This window comes from Pseudomonas sp. BB438 (assembly GCF_057180225.1).
This window is the reverse complement of record NZ_CM170001.1, coordinates 415,419-432,398: the sequence shown is the minus strand read 5'-3', so window position 1 is coordinate 432,398 and position 16,980 is coordinate 415,419. Positions and strand designations below refer to the sequence as shown.

The following is a 16,980-nucleotide window of genomic DNA, read 5'->3' as shown; positions in this document are numbered from 1 at the left end:
CGCAGCAGCCGGGCGGAAAAGCGACGGTAATGTCCACGATAGCAGAGAATATTGCAAAGGTTCGCGTACGAATCCGTGAGGCGGAACAAGCGAAAAATCGCACGCCTGGCTCGGTTCAGTTGCTTGCCGTGAGCAAGACGAAACCCGCCGCCGCCATCCGCGAAGCGTATGCCGAAGGCCTGGCCGATTTCGGCGAGAACTACCTGCAGGAAGCGCTGCTTAAGCAGGTCGAGCTCGCGGACCTGCCGCTGACCTGGCATTTCATCGGTCCCATCCAGTCCAACAAGACCCGGCCCATCGCCGAGCACTTCGACTGGGTTCACTCGGTGGACCGTCTGAAGGTCGCCCAGCGGCTTTCCGAACAGCGCCCGGCGAACCTGCCGCCGCTGAACGTGCTACTGCAGGTGAACGTCAGCGGCGAGGACAGCAAGTCCGGCTGTTCCCCTGCCGAACTGCCTGCCCTCGCCCACGCGGTGACGCAGTTGCCCCACCTGAAGCTGCGGGGCCTGATGGCGATTCCCGAGCCAACCGACGACGTTGCCGCGCAGCACGCCGCCTTCGCTCGCCTGCGCGAATTGATGCACGCCCTGAATCTCGGCCTGGACACCCTGTCCATGGGCATGAGCCATGACCTCGAAGCCGCCATCGGCGAAGGCGCCACCTGGGTGCGGATCGGTACCGCCCTGTTCGGCGCCCGCGACTACGGCGCCTCGCACTGAATAAAGGAAGAGACTCCATGAGCAGCACCCGCATTGCCTTCATCGGCGCCGGCAACATGGCCGCCAGTCTCATCGGTGGCCTGCGCGCCAAGGGCGTCGCTGCGAGCGACATCCGCGCCAGCGACCCGGGCGCCGAGCAGCGCGCGAAGATCGCCGCCGAGCATGGCATCGACGTGGTCGGCGAGAACGCCAGCGCCGTGGCTGGCGCCGATGTGGTGGTCCTGGCGGTCAAGCCGCAGGTCATGAAGGACGTCTGCCTGGCGCTGGCGCCGGCACTGTCGGAAAACGCGCTGATCGTCTCCATTGCCGCCGGCATCCCCTGCGCCAGCCTGGAACGCTGGCTGGGCGAGGTGAACGGCCGGCCGCGCGCCATCGTCCGCTGCATGCCCAACACCCCGGCGCTGGTCGGCCTGGGCGCCAGCGGCCTGTATCCCAACGCCAGCGTCAGCGCCGCCCAGCGCGAGCAGGCGCAGCAGTTGCTGAGCGCCGTCGGCATCGCCCTGTGGCTGGACGAGGAGCGCCAGATCGACGCGGTCACCGCCGTCTCCGGCAGCGGCCCGGCGTATTTCTTCCTGCTGATGGAAGCCATGACTGCCGCTGGCGAGAAGCTCGGCCTGTCCCGCGAAGTCGCCGGCCAGCTGGCCCGCCAGACCGCGCTGGGCGCCGCGCAGATGGCCACCACCAGTGATGTCGACCCGGCCGAGCTGCGCCGCCGCGTGACGTCGCCCAAGGGCACCACCGAAGCCGCCATCACCACCTTCCAGGCCAACGGCTTCGAGGCGCTGGTGGAGAAGGCGGTCGGCGCCGCCGACCACCGCTCCGCCGAGCTGGCCGAACAACTGGGCCGCTGATCGCAATGCCCCACACCACTGCGCGACCAGGGACGGTCGCACTGCCCCTTGCCATCTGCTTCCTGCTGGCCAGCGCCGCCGCCCAGGCGGCGCAATGCCCGGCGGCCCCAGCCATCGACGAGGCGGCCCGCACCGCCTATCTGGCCATGCAACAGGCCATGGCCAGCGGCTTCGACGACGAGGCGGACAACACGGTCTCGCCAGCGCTCAGCCAGGCCATCGAGCACTATAAGCAGACGCTGGCCAACGCCTTCGACGCTCATCTCGCCTGCGCTCCGGCCACGCCGGACCTCGAGGCCCTGCAGGCTGACCTGCGCCAGCGCCTGCTGCCCGCGCCGAAGCCGGTCAGCGACAGCGACATGTCGCCGCCCGACCAGAACGAGATCGTCGTCAGCCGCAGCGACAGCCCGACCCCGCTGCTGCTGGTCAGCGGTGGTTTCGCCATTCCCTGCGGCACCGACAATGTCCTGCGCGGCTACCGCCGTGAAGGCGACGCTTGGGTTCGCGCGCTGGACTGGCAGAGCGGCCCTTACCAGGATATCGCCGGCGCCTACGGCGACCTGTACCTGTACGAGCGCCTGTCCAACGGCGACATCGCGCTGATGCACGGCACCCCCTGGTGCACCTCGCGCTGGAGCCACCTCGCGCTGGACGTGGTACGCCCGGCCACGGTCGATCAGGCCCAACGCACCCTGCTGCACAACGAACACGACTACGTGCGCGACGATCACGAAGTGAAGCTCAAGGCACGCCCAGACGGCTTCGAGTGGCGCGCCGAAGTCGGCAGCCTGGACGGCGACCTGCTGACCCGCCCCGGCATCTTCCGCTACCGCCAGGACGGTGACGCCTTCCAGCGTGTTCAGCCCGCCGCGTCCAATGGCCGCGGCTTCGTCGATGAATGGCTGCGGGTGGACGCCGACCTCGCCCGCGCCTGGGCGGACCCCGCCGGCGCAGACACCGCCCTCGCGGCCCGCGAGGAACTGATCGGCCTGAACAGGCGCACCGGCGTCACCCTGGCCTACACCGCCGTACGCGGCTGCAGGGCAGACCCCAAGCGTTTTCAGGTAGACATCGAACTGGACAGCCCGCAGCCCCTGGCCGAGGGCAATCAGCGTTATGCCAGCATTCGCCAGGAATCCAACGGCTTCACCCTGCTCGGCCTCGGCCGCACCGCCGATCCGGCGTGCAACGGCCCCGACCTGATGGCCAAGCGGGGTTGAAATTGCACGCGACGAAACACACTTACACGCGACCGGCGACGATGAATTCCCTACAGTATGGCGTTACAGCGCCGTCGTTGACCGACCGCCCGATTCGCCCGGCCCTGCGCGCCGGGACCCAACGTTCACCAAGGACCGCCCAATGACCGGACTTTCCACAGCCGCCATCTATGTGATCCAGACACTTGGCAGCCTGTACCTGCTGATCGTGCTGCTGCGCTTCATCCTGCAACTGGTCCGCGCCGACTTCTATAACCCGCTCAGCCAGTTCATCGTGCGCGCCACCAAGCCGCTGCTGAACCCATTGCGTCGCGTCATCCCCGGCTTCGGTGGCATCGACTTCGCCTCGCTGGTGCTGGCGATCCTGATTCAACTGGTGCTGATGGTCGTGACCCTGACCCTGATGGGCTACGGCGTCGGCGGCTACATCCTGCAACTGCTGGTGTGGTCGATCATTGCGGTGACCTCGCTGTTCCTGAAGATATTCTTCTTCGCCCTGATCATCAGCGTGATCCTCTCCTGGGTCGCCCCCGGCAGCTACAACCCCGGCGCCCAGCTGGTGAACCAGATCTGCGAGCCCTTCCTGGCGCCCTTCCGCAAGCTGCTGCCGAATCTCGGCGGGCTGGATATCTCGCCGATCTTCGCGTTCATCGCGCTGAAGCTGATCGACATGCTGGTGATTGGCAACCTGGCAGCCATGACCGGGATGCCACAGATCCTTTCGCCCTTCATGTAACTGGCCATGCCGTTCTACCACTGGGACGGCGAGGACCTGATCCTCGACTGCCACCTGCAGCCCAAGGCGAGCCGCGACGAGTTCGCCGGGCTGCACGGTGAGCGCCTGAAGATCCGCCTGACTGCGCCACCGGTCGAAGGCAAGGCCAACGCCCACCTACTGGCGTTCCTCGGCAAGGCCTTCGGCGTACCGAAAAGCGCCGTGAAGCTGGAAAGCGGCGAACTGAACCGCCAGAAGCGCGTGCGCATTCCCCATCCGACGAAATTCCCGACAGAGCTGGAGATAGCCGCTCGGTAACCTTGGCCGACCTTACGCGTAGGAATGTGCTGTAGGCCAATTGCTATTCCTTCACGCCGTCGCATAATCCACGCCATCCATTCCCCGCGCAGGACGCGCCAGCCCAAGGAACGCCCGGATGAGCATGGAACGTCTCAGTCAGCAGATCGATGCCTACGTCACCTGGAAGCGCGAGCTGGTCCGCGAGATCACCCGCTATCGCAGCTGGCTGGAGCGCGCCCGGCTGAATACCCCGGACATCGAGAACCGCCTCGAGCGCACCCTGCGCCTGCTCCGCGTCGACCACATCACCCTGGCCTTCGTGGGCGAGTACTCGCGCGGCAAGACCGAGCTGATCAACAGCCTGTTCTTCTCCGACTATGGCCGCCGCATGCTGCCGTCCCAGGCCGGGCGCACCACCATGTGCCCTACCGAGCTGTTCTTCGACCCGCGCTCGGAGCGCCCGTACATCCGCCTGCTGCCCATCGAGACCCGCGTCGCCGACGCCAGCGTGGCACAGTTCAAGCGCATCCCGCGGCACTGGGTGAATATCCCGCTGGACACGTCCGACCCGGCGAACATGGCCGAAGCCTTCGCCCAGGTCGCCAAGACCAAACCGTTGCCGGTGGAACAGGCGATCCAGCTGGGCTTCCACCCGGACATGCTCGAGGCCACCGACAAGCCCGGTATCGTGCTGGTGCCGGCGTGGCGCCACGCGCTGGTCAACTTCGACCACCCGCTGCTGCGCCAGGGCCTGCGCATCCTCGACACCCCCGGCCTGAACGCCCTCGGCAGCGAGCCGGAACTGACCCTGTCGATGCTGCCCAGCGCGCAGTCGATCCTCTTCCTGCTGGCCGCCGACACCGGCGTCACCGCCTCCGACATGGCGATCTGGCAGGACCACGTGCGCCAGCTCGGCGAGGACGGCCATACCACCCTTTATGCAGTGCTGAACAAGATCGACGTGCTCTGGGACGACCTGGCCGGCGAAACCTTCGTGCAGAACGCCATCCGCCATATCCGGGACACCACCGCGCGCCAGCTCGGCATTGCCCGCGAGGACGTGCTGCCGCTGTCGGCCAAGCAGGCGTTGCTGGCCAAGGTGCGCGGCGATCGCGAGTTGCTCGTGCGCAGCCAGATGGAGTCCCTGGAGGAACTGCTCTGCGAGCGCATCGTTGCGCAGAAGGAACGCCTGCTCGAGGACGCCGTGGTCGGCCAGGTGCTGGCGCTGGTCAACAACAGCCAGCACAGCCTGCGCGTGCGCCTGGAGAAGGTGAAGGAGCAGCAGGCGCTGCTCAACGACCAGCAGCAGGACAGCGGCCAGTTGCTGTTCGAGCTGACTGCGCGGACCAAGGACGACCACAACCTGCACCACAAGCGCCTGCTCAGCCTGAAGACCAACCAGCGCCTGCTGCGCCACCAGGGCGAGCAGTTGCGCGAAGCAGTGCGCGCCGAGCGCCTGGAACAGCACCTGAAGAAAGTCCACGACAAGCTGCGCGGCAGCTGGACCACGGTCGGCATTCACCAGGCCATCCTGCAGTTCTTCCGCACCGTGGAAGGCGACCTGGTCGCCCTCGGCCACGAAGCGGAAACCGCCAACCGCATGGTCGCAGCCATCTACCTGCGGCATAACGAGGAAAACCCGCTCAACGCCCTGGACGCTCCGCAGTTCCGTGTCCAGCGCTACCTGCGTGACCTCGCCAAGCTGCAGGAGAAGGCCGACCGCTTCCGCCTGCACCTGAAGACCCTGCTCACCGAGCAACGCCTGCTGACCCGGCGCTTCTTCGCCACGGTCGCCCAGGAAGTCATCGGCCTGCACCAGCGCCTGCGCGAAGAAGCCGAGCAATGGGCAGCCGACGCGCTGATGCCACTGATGCAGTACAGCCTGGAGCACAAGCAGATGCTGGAAACCCACATGCTGCGCCTCAAGGCCCTGGCCCAGGAGACCCAGCAGGCGCGACAACGCTCGCTGCTGCTGGGGCGCTATACCGAGGAACTGGAACAGCAGCTCACCGAGGCCACCGACATCCTCCGCCAGCTGCGTCGCCCGGCACCGCTGCAACGCCAGGCCAAGGTCGTCACCCTGCCCACCTCTCAGCGCGCCTGACAGCCGCGCCGCACCCGCGCCACCCCTTCCAAGCACGCTTGCCGCAGGGGGCGGCGCTCTTTAGACTGGCCGTCCTTTTTTATTCATGAGCTGGGTCGATGCCAACAGTCTTCCCCGAAGATTCCGTCGGTCTGGTCTCTCCCCAGACGCTGCAGTTCAACGAACCGCTGCCCCTGGCCTGCGGCAAGACGCTGCCCGAATACCAGCTGGTGATCGAGACCTACGGCGAGCTGAACGCCACGGCGAGCAACGCCGTGCTGATCTGCCACGCCCTCTCCGGCCATCACCACGCCGCCGGCTACCACAGCGAAGACGAACGCAAGCCGGGCTGGTGGGACAGCTGCATCGGCCCGGGCAAGCCCATCGATACCCGCAAGTTCTTCGTCGTCGCGCTGAACAACCTGGGCGGCTGCAACGGCTCCACCGGGCCGACCAGCCTCAATCCCGCCACCGGCAAGACCTACGGCGCGGATTTCCCGGTCGTCACCGTGGAAGACTGGGTGCACAGCCAGGCACGCCTGGCCGACCGCCTGGGCATCACCCAATGGGCGGCGGTGATTGGCGGCAGCCTGGGCGGCATGCAGGCGCTGCAGTGGACCATCAGCTACCCCGAGCGTGTACGCCATTGCCTGTGCATCGCCAGCGCACCCATGCTGTCGGCGCAGAACATCGCCTTCAACGAAGTCGCGCGCCAGGCCATCCTCTCGGACCCGGAGTTCTTCGGCGGCCACTTCCAGGAACACGACGTCATTCCCAAGCGCGGCCTGCGCCTGGCGCGGATGGTCGGGCACATCACCTACCTCTCCGATGACGCCATGGGCGCCAAGTTCGGCCGCGACATGAAGTCGGAGAAGCTCAACTACGACCTGCACAGCGTCGAGTTCCAGGTGGAGAGCTACCTGCGCTACCAGGGCGAGGAATTCTCCACCCGCTTCGACGCCAACACCTACCTGCTGATGACCAAGGCGCTGGACTACTTCGACCCGGCCGCCGCCCATGGCGACGACCTGGCGCGCACCCTCTCGGGGGTGAAAGCGGACTTCTGCCTGATGTCCTTCACCACCGACTGGCGCTTCTCACCGGCGCGCTCGCGGGAGATCGTCGACGCGCTGCTGGCGGCGAAGAAGAATGTCAGCTACCTGGAAATCGATGCACCGCAGGGCCATGACGCCTTCCTGATGCCGATTCCACGCTACCTGCAAGCCTTCAGCGGTTACATGCACCGCATCAGCGTATAAGGATCACCATGCGCGCCGACCTGGAAATCATCCAAGACTGGATCCCCGCCGGCAGCCGCGTGCTCGACCTGGGCTGCGGCGACGGCGAGCTGCTCGCCTGGCTGCGCGACCACAAGCGCGTCGGCGGCTATGGCCTGGAGATCGATCCGGACAAGATCGCCAAATGCATCGAACGTGGCGTCAACGTCATCGAGCAGGACCTGGACAAGGGCCTGGGCAACTTCGCCAGCGACAGTTTCGACGTGGTGGTGATGACCCAGTCGCTGCAAGCCCTGCGCTACCCGGACAAGGTGCTGGCGGAGATGCTACGCGTGGGCAAGACCTGCATCATCACCTTCCCCAACTTCGGTCACTGGCGCTGCCGCTGGTACCTCGCGCGCAATGGCCGCATGCCGGTGTCGGAATTCCTTCCGTACACTTGGTACAACACGCCGAACATCCACTTCTGCACCTTCCGCGACTTCGAGGCGCTCTGCCACGAGCAGCACGCGAAAGTGCTCGACCGCCTGGCGGTAGACCACGAGCACCAGCATGGCTGGGCCTCGCGAATCTGGCCTAATCTGTTGGGTGAGATCGGCATCTACCGGATCAGCGGCGCTGGCGTGCAAGACCACCGCATCGCCGTCTGATCGCGGCTACCTGATAGAGCCCGGGAGAAACATCATGCGCCGCCTGCTTACCGTCCTCGCCTGCCTGGTCCTCGCCCTGCCCGCCTTCGCCGAACAGGTGAAGCGCCTGGGTGACCTGCAGGTGCACTACAGCGTGTTCAACTCCAGCTTCCTCCAGCCCAATGTCGCGCAAGCGGTCGGCGTGGTGCGCAGCAAGGCCCAGGGCGTGATCAACATCGTGCCACTGGACGCCACCGGCAAACCGGCCAACGCCACCGTTGCCGGCTCCGCCAAGAACCTGATGGGCCAGACCATTCCCCTGACCTTCAAGCGCGTGGTCGAGGAAGGCGCCGTCTACAACCTGGCGCAGTTCCCCATCGAAGGCCGCGAAACCCTGACCTTCTCCATCCAGGTCCAGTCCGGAAGCGAAGCCCCGCAAAGCTTCGACTTCATGCAGGAAATCTTCCCTGACGAATGATCAAGCTCGAACAACTGGTGCTGGCCAGTCACAACGCCGGCAAGCTCAAGGAACTCCAGGCCATGCTCGGAGCCCACGTGAAGGTGCGCTCCATCGGCGAGTTCAGTGACGTGGAGCCGGAAGAGACCGGCCTGTCCTTCGTCGAAAACGCCATCCTCAAGGCCCGCAACGCCGCACGCATCTCCGGCCTGCCGGCGCTGGCCGACGACTCCGGCCTGGCGGTGGACTGCCTCGGCGGCGCGCCGGGCATCTATTCCGCGCGCTACGCCGACGGCCAGGGTGACGCGGCGAACAACGCCAAGCTGCTGGACGCCCTGAAGGACGTACCGGACGAGCAGCGCGGCGCCCAGTTCGTCAGCGTGCTGGCCCTGGTCCGCCACGCCGATGACCCGCTGCCGATTCTTTGCGAAGGCCTCTGGCACGGCAGCATTCTGCGCGAAGCTCGCGGCGAACATGGCTTCGGCTACGACCCGCTGTTCTGGGTGCCGGAAGCCGAGTGCTCCAGCGCCGAGCTGCCGCCCGAGCGCAAGAACCAGATCAGCCACCGCGCCCGCGCGATGGCCCTGCTGAAGCAGCGGCTGGGTCTATGAGCCAGGCAGGAAGCCACGGGCTCGACGCAGGGCCGGTGGCTTCCTGCTTCCGCCTGCCACCGCTGTCCGCATACGTCCACATCCCCTGGTGCGTGCGCAAATGCCCCTATTGCGACTTCAACTCCCACGCCGCCGGCCCTGAGCTACCCGAAGACGCCTATGTCGAAGCGCTGCTGGCCGACCTGACGGCAGATCAGGGCTACGTGTATGGCCGCAAGCTGACCTCGATCTTCTTCGGCGGCGGCACGCCCAGCCTGTTCTCCGCCAAGGCGCTGGGGCGCATCCTCGAAGGTCTGGAGCAGCAAGTCGGCTTCGAGCGCGACATCGAGATCACCCTGGAAGCCAACCCCGGCACCTTCGAACAGGCCAAGTTCGCCGACTACCGGGCGCTGGGCATCAACCGGCTGTCCATCGGCATCCAGAGCTTCCAGGCCGAGAAACTCAAGGCGCTGGGCCGCATCCATGACGGCGACGAAGCCGTGCGCGCGGCCGAGATGGCCCGCCGCGCCGGCTTCGACAACTTCAACCTGGACCTGATGCACGGTCTGCCCGAGCAGAGCGTCGCCGACGCGCTCTCGGACCTTCAGCAGGCCATCGACCTGGCGCCGACACACCTGTCCTGGTACCAGTTGACCATGGAGCCGAACACGGTGTTCTGGAGCCAGCCGCCAGAGCTGCCCGAGGACGACCAACTGTGGGAAATCCAGGAGGCCGGCCAGGCGCTGCTCGCGCAGGCAGGCTACGTCCAGTACGAAACCTCGGCCTACGCCCGTGACGGCAAGCGCGCGCGGCACAACCTGAACTACTGGACCTTCGGCGATTTCCTCGGCATCGGCGCTGGTGCCCACGCCAAGCTGAGCACGCCGGAAGGCCGCATCCTGCGCAGCTGGAAGACCCGCCTGCCGAAGGACTACCTCAACCCGAACAAGCCGTTCCAGGCCGGTGAACGCGAGCTTGAGCCGGACGACCTGCCCTTCGAGTTCATGATGAATGCCCTGCGCCTGACCGAAGGTGTCCCAGCGGCGACCTTCGCCGAACGCACCGGCCTGCCGCTGACCGTCATCGAGGAAGCCTGCCGACAGGCGCGCAAGGACGGCCTGCTGCTGGACGATCCGCAACGGCTGGCACCGACCGAGCGCGGCCAGCTGTTCCTCAATGACCTGCTGCAGCGCTTCCTGCCCTGAGCCTCTGGCACGAGCAGCGCCGGGCGACTTCATCGTCGCCCGGCGTGTACACTCCCCGGCGACTCTGAATCCCAAGGAGCCCCAATGGACTTCGCGCTCGACCTGATTGCCAACGTCTCCCGCTGGTGCCGCGGGCATCTGTCCGACATCGCCCTGGCGATCATGGCCACGGTGCTGGTGCTGTTCGGCCCGGCGATCAACGCCTGGGTACAGCAACGCATCGGCAGCCTGAACTTCGTCTTCCGCACCCTGCTGTTCGTGCTGATCTGCGCCGTCGGCTACGGTCTGGCGATGGTCTTCGTCACCCCGTGGCTGGCCAAGGGCCTGGGTTACTTCAACAACTACACCCTGGCCCCCGTCCTGCTGCTAGTGTTCTTCGTGATTGGCATGATCGCCGACCGCAGCTGACCTGCGTTCCTCCGGCGGTTGGCCAGCAACCCGCCGGAGGACACATGAAGCCGATCAAGCATCTCTACCTGCACTTCTCCGATGGCCAGCGCCTGGCGCTGCGCTTCCCGCAACAGAGCGACGACCCCGCCGAAGTAGCCCGCGGCATCCGCAAACAGATGGAATCGCCGGTCATCAGCATCGAGGTGGACGGCGACCTGCTGATCATCCCGCGCACCAGCATCAAGTACCTGCAGATCAGCCCGGCGCCAATGCGCATGCCGGAAACCACCGTGCTGGGAGCGGAGTTGATCGAGTAGCGCACCGATTGCTTTCTGCTGGTCTTTCACGCGGATAGACAAAGGCCGCCTCGCGGCGGCCTCTGCTGGACTCAGTTGCCCTCGCGGCGCAAGGCCTGCGGGGTGAAGTCGCGCGGTCCCAGCGGGACCTTGAAGTCGTACATCGGCTCGTTGTTGTCCAGGCCGTCGACGAAGTAGCGCGCCCCTTCGAAGTCGTACAGCGCTTCCAGGGTGCTGAGCACCATGGGCACGTCGTAGTAGTTGATCGGGTGCACTTCCTGGGCGCGGATCAGCTTGCCGTCGGCGTTGTAGATGTCCGAAGCGAGGATCTGCCAGCTGTCTTCATCCAGGTAGAAGCGACGCTTGGCGAACGGATGACCCATGCCCTTGCGCAGGGTCGCCTCGACCACCCAGACGCGGTGCGACTCGTAGCGCAGCAGCTCGGGGTTGAGGGTCTTGGTCTTGAGAATGTCGGCGTAGGGAATGCCCTTCTGGTGCACTGCGTAGCTGTTGTACGGCACCAGCATCTCGCGCTTGCCCAGCAGCTGCCACTCATAGTGGTCCGGCGCGCCGTTGTAGACGTCCACGGTGTCGGCGGTGGCCAGGCCGTTTGTGTCCGGCTGCAGGGTGTCGTAGGCCAGGCTCGGCAGACGACGCACGCGGCGCTCACCGCTGTTGAAGCGCCAGGCCTTGCGGATCGAGAGCACCTGGTCGATGGTCTCCTGCACCACCAGCGCGGAGCCGGCGAGCTTGGCCGGGGCGACGATGTTGTACTTGTAGTAGAACAGCGTGTTGTTCAGGTCCTGCGGGGTCATGCCCTCGCGGCCGTAGTTGAAGTACACGTAGCGGTCGAGCTTGAGCAGGTTGTAGCTGCCGCTGGCGAGCACGGCGGCCTGGTTGGTCACCATGTGAATCTGCTCGCCGCGGTAGCGCATGATGTGGTTCCAGATGGCTTCCAGGCCGGTCCTCGGGATCGGGAACGGCACGCCGGCAGCGGCGCCCTGCACGCCATTGCCGTCGGCGATCAGCTCGGCATGTTCGGCATTGAAGCGGGTGGCGTCATAGATGCGCTGAGGCAGGGAAGCGCTGCGGCGACTGGGGAAGACGCGCAGGTAGTAGTCCGGGTTTTCCTGCAGCAGCGCCTGGGTACCGGGGGTAAGCAGCGCCTGGTACTGCGCCAGGTTCTTGCTGTCGATCTTGTACTGCACGGCATCGGCGGCGTACGGATCGAGGTGATGGGTGCCGGGCTGGTAGCCCGCCGGGGCACTGGTGATGCCACCGGTCCACGCGGGGATGGTGCCACTGGCGTTGCCGGCCATTTCCGCCCCCATCGGCGTCAGGTCGCGGCCCAGTCGAGCGGCCTCGGTGGCATCGACTTTCGCCTGCGCCGGCAGGGCCCACGCACCCGCCATCAGCAGTACAGCAAGTTTCTTCAACACAGCAGACTCCTTTGCGACGGACTCCTGTCCATCACTCTTATTTTCGTCCGCGGCGGATGCCGCTTTTTATTCAGGAGGTGAGGGTGGCCCGGGAGGCCTGCCGGGTGATCCCGGTCTATAGGGTGTACATCCGTGAAAAAGGCCTGCTGTGCAGGCCTTTCGGTACATCAGTCGACGCGCTCGAACTTCAGGTCCCAGACACCATGCCCGAGTCGCTCCCCGCGACGTTCGAACTTGGTGATCGGGCGCTCTTCCGGACGTGGCACGTAGGTATTATCGGCCGAAAGGTTGCGATAGCCGGGTGCGGCATTCATCACTTCCAGCATGTGCTCGGCATAAGGTTCCCAGTCGGTGGCCATGTGCAGCACGCCGCCCACCTTCAGCTTCTGCCGCACCAGCTCGGCCCAGGCCGGCTGCACGATGCGACGCTTGTGGTGGCGCGACTTGTGCCACGGGTCCGGAAAGAACAGCAGCAAGCGGTCGAGGCTGGCATCGGCCACGCAGTCACGCAGTACTTCGATGGCATCGCAGCTGTAGACGCGAATGTTGGTGAGATCCTGGGTCAGCATGCCATTGAGCAGCGCCCCGACGCCGGGACGGTGCACTTCCACGCCAATGAAGTCCTGATCCGGCGCGGCAGCCGCCATCTCCAGGGTAGCGTGGCCCATGCCGAAACCGATCTCGAAGGTGCGCGGCGCCTGGCGACCGAACACCTGGTCGAAGTCACGTGCGCCGTCGGCCAGCTCCAGGCCGAACTTCGGCCAGCCCTGATCGAGGCCGCGCTGCTGGCCTTCGGTCATGCGACCGGCACGCATCACGAAGCTCTTGATGGCGCGCATCGGACGGTTGTCGGTGTCGGGCTGGTTTTCGGGCTGATTCTCGGGAATGTCACTCATGACTCGGACCCTGCGGGGTAAATGCACACGCGGGCCGGCTGCCATTGGCTAACCGGCCCGCGCGTCGGGATGGAAATACTTAGTTGATCAGGCCCGTCATCGGCGACGACGCGCTGGCGTAAAGCTTGCGCGGCATGCGACCGGCCAGATAGGCCAGGCGGCCGGCGACGATGGCGTGTTTCATGGCCTCGGCCATCATCACCGGGTTCTGCGCGTGGGCAATGGCGGTGTTCATCAGCACGGCTTCGCAGCCCAGCTCCATGGCGATGGTCGCGTCGGAGGCAGTGCCGACGCCGGCATCCACCAGCACCGGAACGGTGGCTTCCTCGAGGATGATGCGCAGGTTGTACGGGTTGCAGATGCCCAGGCCCGAGCCGATCAGCCCGGCCAGCGGCATCACCGCGATGCAGCCGATCTCGGCCAGTTGGCGGGCGATAATCGGGTCGTCACTGGTGTACACCATGACGTCGAAGCCGTCCTTGACCAGCACTTCGGCGGCCTTGAGTGTTTCGACGACGTTGGGGAAGAGCGTCTTCTGGTCGGCCAGGACCTCCAGCTTGACCAGGTTGTGGCCATCCAGCAGCTCGCGGGCCAGGCGGCAGGTGCGCACGGCTTCGACGGCGTCGTAGCAACCGGCGGTGTTCGGCAGGATGGTGAAGCGATCCGGCGGAATCACGTCCAGCAGGTTGGGCTCGCCCGGGTTCTGTCCAATGTTGGTGCGGCGCACAGCGACGGTGACGATCTCGGCGCCCGAGGCCTCGATGGCGACACGGGTCTCCTCGAGATCCTTGTACTTGCCGGTGCCGACCAGCAGGCGCGAATGGTAGGTACGGCCAGCCAGGGTGAAGGGCTTGTCGACCGGCAGATTGGCGTTGGTGTGGCTCATCGGATCACTCCTGACGAAAAGGGAAGGCGGGCGGGGCCTGAAAGTCTGGGGGGCGGCCGTCAGCCGCCGCCAATGGCATGCACCACTTCCACCTGGTCGCCTTCGCTCAGGGCGGTGGCGGCGTGCTGGCTGCGCGGCACGATGTCCAGATTGAGCTCGACCGCGACACGCTTGCCGGTGAGGTCGAGACGCTCGAGCAGATTGGCGACGGTGTGGCCGTCGGGCAGCTCGAAAGGTTCGCCATTCAACTGAATACGCATGGGCGGGACGGTCGTTGCTGGAGGGGGTCGCATTCTAGCCCGATCGCGCCCGATGACCAAGTTACCGGAGCGTCGCACTCGGGCTTTTCTGACGCCCGGGTCAACCCAGTCGGAAGGCCGCGGCCAGCAGCAACGCCCAGCCGATGAGGAAGAACAGCCCACCGATCGGCGTGATGATGCCCACGCCCAGGCCAGCCAGGGTCAGCAGGTAGAGGCTGCCGGAGAACAGCAGGATGCCGACGGTGAAGGCCCATCCCGCGAGGCTGACCAGGGTGCCGCCGACGTGCGCCGAGAGCAGCGCCACACCGAACAGTGCCAGGGCATGCAGCATCTGGTAGTGCACGCCGGTCTGGAACACCGCCAGGTACTCGGGCGTCAGCTTGCTCTTCAGGCCGTGGGCGGCAAAGGCGCCGAGGGCGACACCGGTGAAACCGAAGAAGGCGGCGAGCATCAGGAAAGTACGCAGCATCGGAAAGCTCCAGGCAGATGAGTGCCGCTATAATGGCCCGCTCATCCGCCCAGTCAAAGCCTCGCATGCGCAACGTCCTCCGCCGCCTGTTCAAGATCGCGCTCTGGTTCGTCGCCATCAGCGTCGCGCTGGTCATCATCCTGCGCTGGGTGCCGCCGCCCGGCACCATGGTGATGGTCGAGCGCAAGGTGGAGTCCTGGTTCAACGGCAAGCCCATCGACCTGCAACGCAGCTGGCGCTCCTGGGACGACCTGCCGGACAGCCTCAAGCTCGCGGTGATCGCCAGCGAAGACCAGAAGTTCGCCGAGCACCACGGCTTCGACATGCCGGCCATCCAGAAGGCGCTGGCGCACAACGAGCAAGGCGGCACTGTGCGTGGCGGCAGCACCATCAGCCAGCAGGTGGCGAAGAACGTCTTCCTGTGGACTGGCCGCAGCTGGGTGCGCAAGGGCTTCGAGGCCTGGTTCACCCTGCTGATCGAGACCTTCTGGTCCAAGCAGCGGATTCTCGAGGTCTATCTCAACAGCGTGGAATGGGATGCAGGCGTGTTCGGCGCCCAGGCCGCCGCGCAGCATCACTTCGGCGTCGACGCCCAGCGCCTGTCGCAGCAGCAGGCCAGCCTCCTGGCGGCCGTGCTGCCCAACCCCCGCAAGTGGAGCGCCGGCAAGCCGGGCCCCTACGTGCGCCAGCGCGCCTCGTGGATCCGCCAGCAGATGTGGCAGCTGGGCGGCAGCGATTACCTCGAACGCCTTTAAGGCGCCTCGCTGACCTTGAGGGAATTGCGCGGCACCACGCGCACCCATTGCAGCGTGCCGTCGCGGTGCAGCAGGGTCATGCCCTTCTCGGGATAGACCCAGGCTTCGCCGCCATCCACCTGCAGGCGCAGGCGCGGATCACCCAGGCTCACTGCCAGACGACCGACCGCCAGATCTTCCTGTGGCGCCAGCGCCAGCTCGGAGACCGGCTTGTTGCCCAGTTGCCCCATCAGCTCGGCGCTCAGCGGCTGGTCCTTGCTGGTCGGCTGCATGCCGGTAGCCTTCGCCAGGCTGGCATGTTCGGCATCGCTCAGCGCCAGTTCCGCCTCGACGTGCCAGGGTCCCTCTTCCGTCACCAGCTTGCCACGGTAGTGCAACTGCGGACCGTCCTGGCTGGCGGTGAGCCAGAGCTCACCCGGCTGTTGGGTCTGCAGATCATTCAACGTGAGCCTGTCGTCGGCCAACGGCTCGAAGACCTTTTCCGTCCAGTCGTTGAACCATTGCGGCGGCTTGGGCGGCGCCGACGTGCGAGCGACCCAGGAGCCGAGACCGAAGGCCAGCAGGGCGATGACCAGGAAGAACATCCCGTGGACGGGACGCAGGCGCGGCATGGGACTCTCCAGACACAGACAAGCGGACAGAAAAAAACCGCACCAGGGTGCGGTTCGCGACTCGCAGGGCGCGCCGAAGCCGGTCAGGCTTCGATGCGACCCTTGAGTTTGTTCATCGCGTTCTTTTCCAGCTGACGGATCCGCTCGGCGGACACGTTGTACTTGGCCGCCAGGTCGTGCAGCGTCGCCTTATCCTCGGCCAGCCAGCGCTGGTAGAGGATGTCGCGGCTGCGCTCGTCCAGGCCTTCCAGCGCCTCGTGCAGGCTGGCGGTGGAACTGTCGCTCCAGTCCGCTTCCTCCAGCTGGCGCGCCGGGTCGTAGCGATGGTCTTCCAGATAATGCGCCGGGGACTGGTAGGCGCTGTCGTCGTCGGCATCCGCCGCCGGGTCGAAGGCCATGTCCTGCCCGGTGAGACGGCTTTCCATCTCGCGGACTTCGCGGGCCTCGACACCGAGGGTTTCCGCGACGCGGTGCACTTCATCGTTGCTCAGCCAAGCGAGTTTCTTCTTCTGGCTGCGCAGGTTGAAGAACAGCTTGCGCTGCGCCTTGGTGGTCGCGACCTTCACGATCCGCCAGTTGCGCAGGATGAACTCATGGATTTCCGCCTTGATCCAGTGGACGGCGAACGACACCAGGCGCACCCCCATTTCCGGGTTGAAGCGCTTCACGGCCTTCATCAGGCCGACGTTGCCTTCCTGGATCAGATCGGCCTGGGCCAGGCCGTACCCGGAATAACTCCGGGCGATATGCACGACGAAGCGCAGGTGCGCCAGAACCATTTGCCGTGCCGCTTCCAGATCTTGCTGGTAGAAGAGGCGTTCGGCCAGTTCGCGCTCCTGCTCCGGCGTCAGCAGCGGAATGCTGTTCACCGAGTGCACATAGGCTTCCAGGTTCGCACCGGGAGCCAGGGCATAGACAGGTTGCAGAGAAGTGGTCATGCGAATCCTCCGATTCACGAAACTCGCGCAGTG

General features: G+C 65.8%; 21 protein-coding genes. 14 read left to right on the top strand and 7 right to left on the bottom strand.

The window, feature by feature from the left end; all coding sequences use genetic code 11:
* Positions 1 to 29 precede the first annotated feature (29 nt).
* The 13 genes from AC1ZV1_RS02100 (at position 30) to AC1ZV1_RS02040 (ending at position 10,714) form a co-directional block, all read left to right on the top strand.
* Positions 30 to 719 (top strand): YggS family pyridoxal phosphate-dependent enzyme, encoded by a 690-nt coding sequence (locus AC1ZV1_RS02100; protein ID WP_484295326.1) that lies wholly within the window; start codon positions 30 to 32, stop codon positions 717 to 719.
* 17 nt (positions 720 to 736) lie between these two features.
* Positions 737 to 1,570 (top strand): pyrroline-5-carboxylate reductase, encoded by an 834-nt coding sequence (gene proC / locus AC1ZV1_RS02095; RefSeq protein ID WP_484295325.1) that lies wholly within the window; start codon positions 737 to 739, stop codon positions 1,568 to 1,570.
* A 5-nt stretch (positions 1,571 to 1,575) separates the two neighbouring features.
* Positions 1,576 to 2,790, top strand: coding sequence for a hypothetical protein (locus AC1ZV1_RS02090; protein WP_484295324.1), 1,215 nt, complete (start codon positions 1,576 to 1,578; stop codon positions 2,788 to 2,790).
* A gap of 142 nt (positions 2,791 to 2,932) precedes the next feature.
* Complete coding sequence (locus AC1ZV1_RS02085) at positions 2,933 to 3,526, top strand: YggT family protein (protein WP_045212986.1); 594 nt, start codon at positions 2,933 to 2,935, stop codon at positions 3,524 to 3,526.
* Between the two features lie 6 nt (positions 3,527 to 3,532).
* Positions 3,533 to 3,823 carry a DUF167 domain-containing protein gene (locus AC1ZV1_RS02080; protein WP_484295323.1) on the top strand — a complete coding sequence of 97 codons (291 nt, stop codon included), beginning with the start codon at positions 3,533 to 3,535 and terminating at the stop codon, positions 3,821 to 3,823.
* Positions 3,824 to 3,941: 118 nt separating this feature from the next.
* On the top strand, positions 3,942 to 5,909 hold the full coding sequence (locus tag AC1ZV1_RS02075) for a dynamin family protein (protein ID WP_484295322.1): 1,968 nt from the start codon (positions 3,942 to 3,944) through the stop codon (positions 5,907 to 5,909).
* Positions 5,910 to 6,007: 98 nt separating this feature from the next.
* On the top strand, positions 6,008 to 7,147 hold the full coding sequence (metX, locus tag AC1ZV1_RS02070) for a homoserine O-succinyltransferase MetX (RefSeq protein ID WP_484295321.1): 1,140 nt from the start codon (positions 6,008 to 6,010) through the stop codon (positions 7,145 to 7,147).
* An 8-nt stretch (positions 7,148 to 7,155) separates the two neighbouring features.
* Complete coding sequence (gene metW, locus AC1ZV1_RS02065) at positions 7,156 to 7,776, top strand: methionine biosynthesis protein MetW (protein WP_484295320.1); 621 nt, start codon at positions 7,156 to 7,158, stop codon at positions 7,774 to 7,776.
* Positions 7,777 to 7,810: 34 nt separating this feature from the next.
* A complete protein-coding gene (locus tag AC1ZV1_RS02060) occupies positions 7,811 to 8,233 on the top strand; it encodes a DUF4426 domain-containing protein (RefSeq protein WP_484295319.1) in 423 nt (140 codons plus the stop codon).
* On the top strand, positions 8,230 to 8,823 hold the full coding sequence (gene rdgB, locus AC1ZV1_RS02055; protein WP_484295318.1) for an RdgB/HAM1 family non-canonical purine NTP pyrophosphatase: 594 nt from the start codon (positions 8,230 to 8,232) through the stop codon (positions 8,821 to 8,823). The genes AC1ZV1_RS02060 and rdgB overlap by 4 nt, the downstream gene beginning before the upstream one ends.
* Positions 8,820 to 10,007, top strand: coding sequence for a radical SAM family heme chaperone HemW (gene hemW, locus AC1ZV1_RS02050; RefSeq protein WP_484295317.1), 1,188 nt, complete (start codon positions 8,820 to 8,822; stop codon positions 10,005 to 10,007). The genes rdgB and hemW overlap by 4 nt, the downstream gene beginning before the upstream one ends.
* A gap of 84 nt (positions 10,008 to 10,091) precedes the next feature.
* The gene (locus tag AC1ZV1_RS02045; RefSeq protein ID WP_017520106.1) at positions 10,092 to 10,415 is read left to right on the top strand and encodes a DUF3392 domain-containing protein; all 324 of its coding nucleotides are present in this window, start codon (positions 10,092 to 10,094) and stop codon (positions 10,413 to 10,415) included.
* Positions 10,416 to 10,459: 44 nt separating this feature from the next.
* Complete coding sequence (locus tag AC1ZV1_RS02040) at positions 10,460 to 10,714, top strand: hypothetical protein (protein WP_017520105.1); 255 nt, start codon at positions 10,460 to 10,462, stop codon at positions 10,712 to 10,714.
* 71 nt (positions 10,715 to 10,785) lie between these two features.
* Here AC1ZV1_RS02040 and AC1ZV1_RS02035 read toward each other — a convergent pair whose 3' ends face one another.
* The 5 genes from AC1ZV1_RS02035 to AC1ZV1_RS02015 all read right to left on the bottom strand — a co-directional run bounded on the left by AC1ZV1_RS02035 (position 10,786) and on the right by AC1ZV1_RS02015 (position 14,643).
* Positions 10,786 to 12,132: a DUF1329 domain-containing protein gene (locus AC1ZV1_RS02035; RefSeq protein ID WP_484295316.1), complete on the bottom strand. Its 1,347-nt coding sequence runs from the start codon at positions 12,130 to 12,132 to the stop codon at positions 10,786 to 10,788.
* 167 nt (positions 12,133 to 12,299) lie between these two features.
* Entirely contained in the window at positions 12,300 to 12,971 is a 672-nt protein-coding gene (gene trmB, locus AC1ZV1_RS02030) for a tRNA (guanosine(46)-N7)-methyltransferase TrmB (RefSeq protein WP_484297484.1), read from the bottom strand.
* Between the two features lie 136 nt (positions 12,972 to 13,107).
* On the bottom strand, positions 13,108 to 13,914 hold the full coding sequence (locus AC1ZV1_RS02025) for a thiazole synthase (protein WP_484295315.1): 807 nt from the start codon (positions 13,912 to 13,914) through the stop codon (positions 13,108 to 13,110).
* Between the two features lie 59 nt (positions 13,915 to 13,973).
* The gene (gene thiS / locus AC1ZV1_RS02020; protein ID WP_205338666.1) at positions 13,974 to 14,174 is read right to left on the bottom strand and encodes a sulfur carrier protein ThiS; all 201 of its coding nucleotides are present in this window, start codon (positions 14,172 to 14,174) and stop codon (positions 13,974 to 13,976) included.
* A gap of 100 nt (positions 14,175 to 14,274) precedes the next feature.
* On the bottom strand, positions 14,275 to 14,643 hold the full coding sequence (locus AC1ZV1_RS02015; protein ID WP_138519710.1) for a DUF423 domain-containing protein: 369 nt from the start codon (positions 14,641 to 14,643) through the stop codon (positions 14,275 to 14,277).
* A gap of 32 nt (positions 14,644 to 14,675) precedes the next feature.
* Here AC1ZV1_RS02015 and mtgA point away from each other — a divergent pair, with 32 nt between their 5' ends.
* Positions 14,676 to 15,398, top strand: coding sequence for a monofunctional biosynthetic peptidoglycan transglycosylase (gene mtgA / locus AC1ZV1_RS02010; RefSeq protein ID WP_484295314.1), 723 nt, complete (start codon positions 14,676 to 14,678; stop codon positions 15,396 to 15,398).
* On the opposite strand, the gene AC1ZV1_RS02005 is transcribed toward mtgA, so the two are convergent.
* Both AC1ZV1_RS02005 and rpoH read right to left on the bottom strand, forming a co-directional pair.
* Entirely contained in the window at positions 15,395 to 16,009 is a 615-nt protein-coding gene (locus AC1ZV1_RS02005) for a hypothetical protein (RefSeq protein WP_484295313.1), read from the bottom strand. The two genes, mtgA and AC1ZV1_RS02005, sit on opposite strands and share 4 nt — an antisense overlap.
* Before the next feature lie 83 nt (positions 16,010 to 16,092).
* Entirely contained in the window at positions 16,093 to 16,947 is an 855-nt protein-coding gene (gene rpoH, locus AC1ZV1_RS02000; RefSeq protein WP_484295312.1) for an RNA polymerase sigma factor RpoH, read from the bottom strand.
* Positions 16,948 to 16,980 lie beyond the last annotated feature (33 nt).

Bases quoted from the DNA above. Each gene is read 5' to 3' on its own strand.
- AC1ZV1_RS02090 (WP_484295324.1), top strand. From the start codon at position 1,576: ATGCCCCACACCACTGCGCGACCAGGGACGGTCGCACTGCCCCTTGCC.
- rdgB (WP_484295318.1), top strand. From the start codon at position 8,230: ATGATCAAGCTCGAACAACTGGTGCTGGCCAGTCACAACGCCGGCAAG.
- AC1ZV1_RS02005 (WP_484295313.1), bottom strand. From the start codon at position 16,009: ATGCCGCGCCTGCGTCCCGTCCACGGGATGTTCTTCCTGGTCATCGCC.
- metX (WP_484295321.1), top strand. From the start codon at position 6,008: ATGCCAACAGTCTTCCCCGAAGATTCCGTCGGTCTGGTCTCTCCCCAG.
- thiS (WP_205338666.1), bottom strand. From the start codon at position 14,174: ATGCGTATTCAGTTGAATGGCGAACCTTTCGAGCTGCCCGACGGCCAC.
- AC1ZV1_RS02040 (WP_017520105.1), top strand. From the start codon at position 10,460: ATGAAGCCGATCAAGCATCTCTACCTGCACTTCTCCGATGGCCAGCGC.
- metW (WP_484295320.1), top strand. From the start codon at position 7,156: ATGCGCGCCGACCTGGAAATCATCCAAGACTGGATCCCCGCCGGCAGC.
- rpoH (WP_484295312.1), bottom strand. From the start codon at position 16,947: ATGACCACTTCTCTGCAACCTGTCTATGCCCTGGCTCCCGGTGCGAAC.
- trmB (WP_484297484.1), bottom strand. From the start codon at position 12,971: ATGCGCGCCATCAAGAGCTTCGTGATGCGTGCCGGTCGCATGACCGAA.
- AC1ZV1_RS02015 (WP_138519710.1), bottom strand. From the start codon at position 14,643: ATGCTGCGTACTTTCCTGATGCTCGCCGCCTTCTTCGGTTTCACCGGT.
- hemW (WP_484295317.1), top strand. From the start codon at position 8,820: ATGAGCCAGGCAGGAAGCCACGGGCTCGACGCAGGGCCGGTGGCTTCC.
- AC1ZV1_RS02085 (WP_045212986.1), top strand. From the start codon at position 2,933: ATGACCGGACTTTCCACAGCCGCCATCTATGTGATCCAGACACTTGGC.
- AC1ZV1_RS02075 (WP_484295322.1), top strand. From the start codon at position 3,942: ATGAGCATGGAACGTCTCAGTCAGCAGATCGATGCCTACGTCACCTGG.
- AC1ZV1_RS02060 (WP_484295319.1), top strand. From the start codon at position 7,811: ATGCGCCGCCTGCTTACCGTCCTCGCCTGCCTGGTCCTCGCCCTGCCC.
- AC1ZV1_RS02100 (WP_484295326.1), top strand. From the start codon at position 30: ATGTCCACGATAGCAGAGAATATTGCAAAGGTTCGCGTACGAATCCGT.
- AC1ZV1_RS02080 (WP_484295323.1), top strand. From the start codon at position 3,533: ATGCCGTTCTACCACTGGGACGGCGAGGACCTGATCCTCGACTGCCAC.
- proC (WP_484295325.1), top strand. From the start codon at position 737: ATGAGCAGCACCCGCATTGCCTTCATCGGCGCCGGCAACATGGCCGCC.
- mtgA (WP_484295314.1), top strand. From the start codon at position 14,676: ATGGCCCGCTCATCCGCCCAGTCAAAGCCTCGCATGCGCAACGTCCTC.
- AC1ZV1_RS02045 (WP_017520106.1), top strand. From the start codon at position 10,092: ATGGACTTCGCGCTCGACCTGATTGCCAACGTCTCCCGCTGGTGCCGC.
- AC1ZV1_RS02025 (WP_484295315.1), bottom strand. From the start codon at position 13,914: ATGAGCCACACCAACGCCAATCTGCCGGTCGACAAGCCCTTCACCCTG.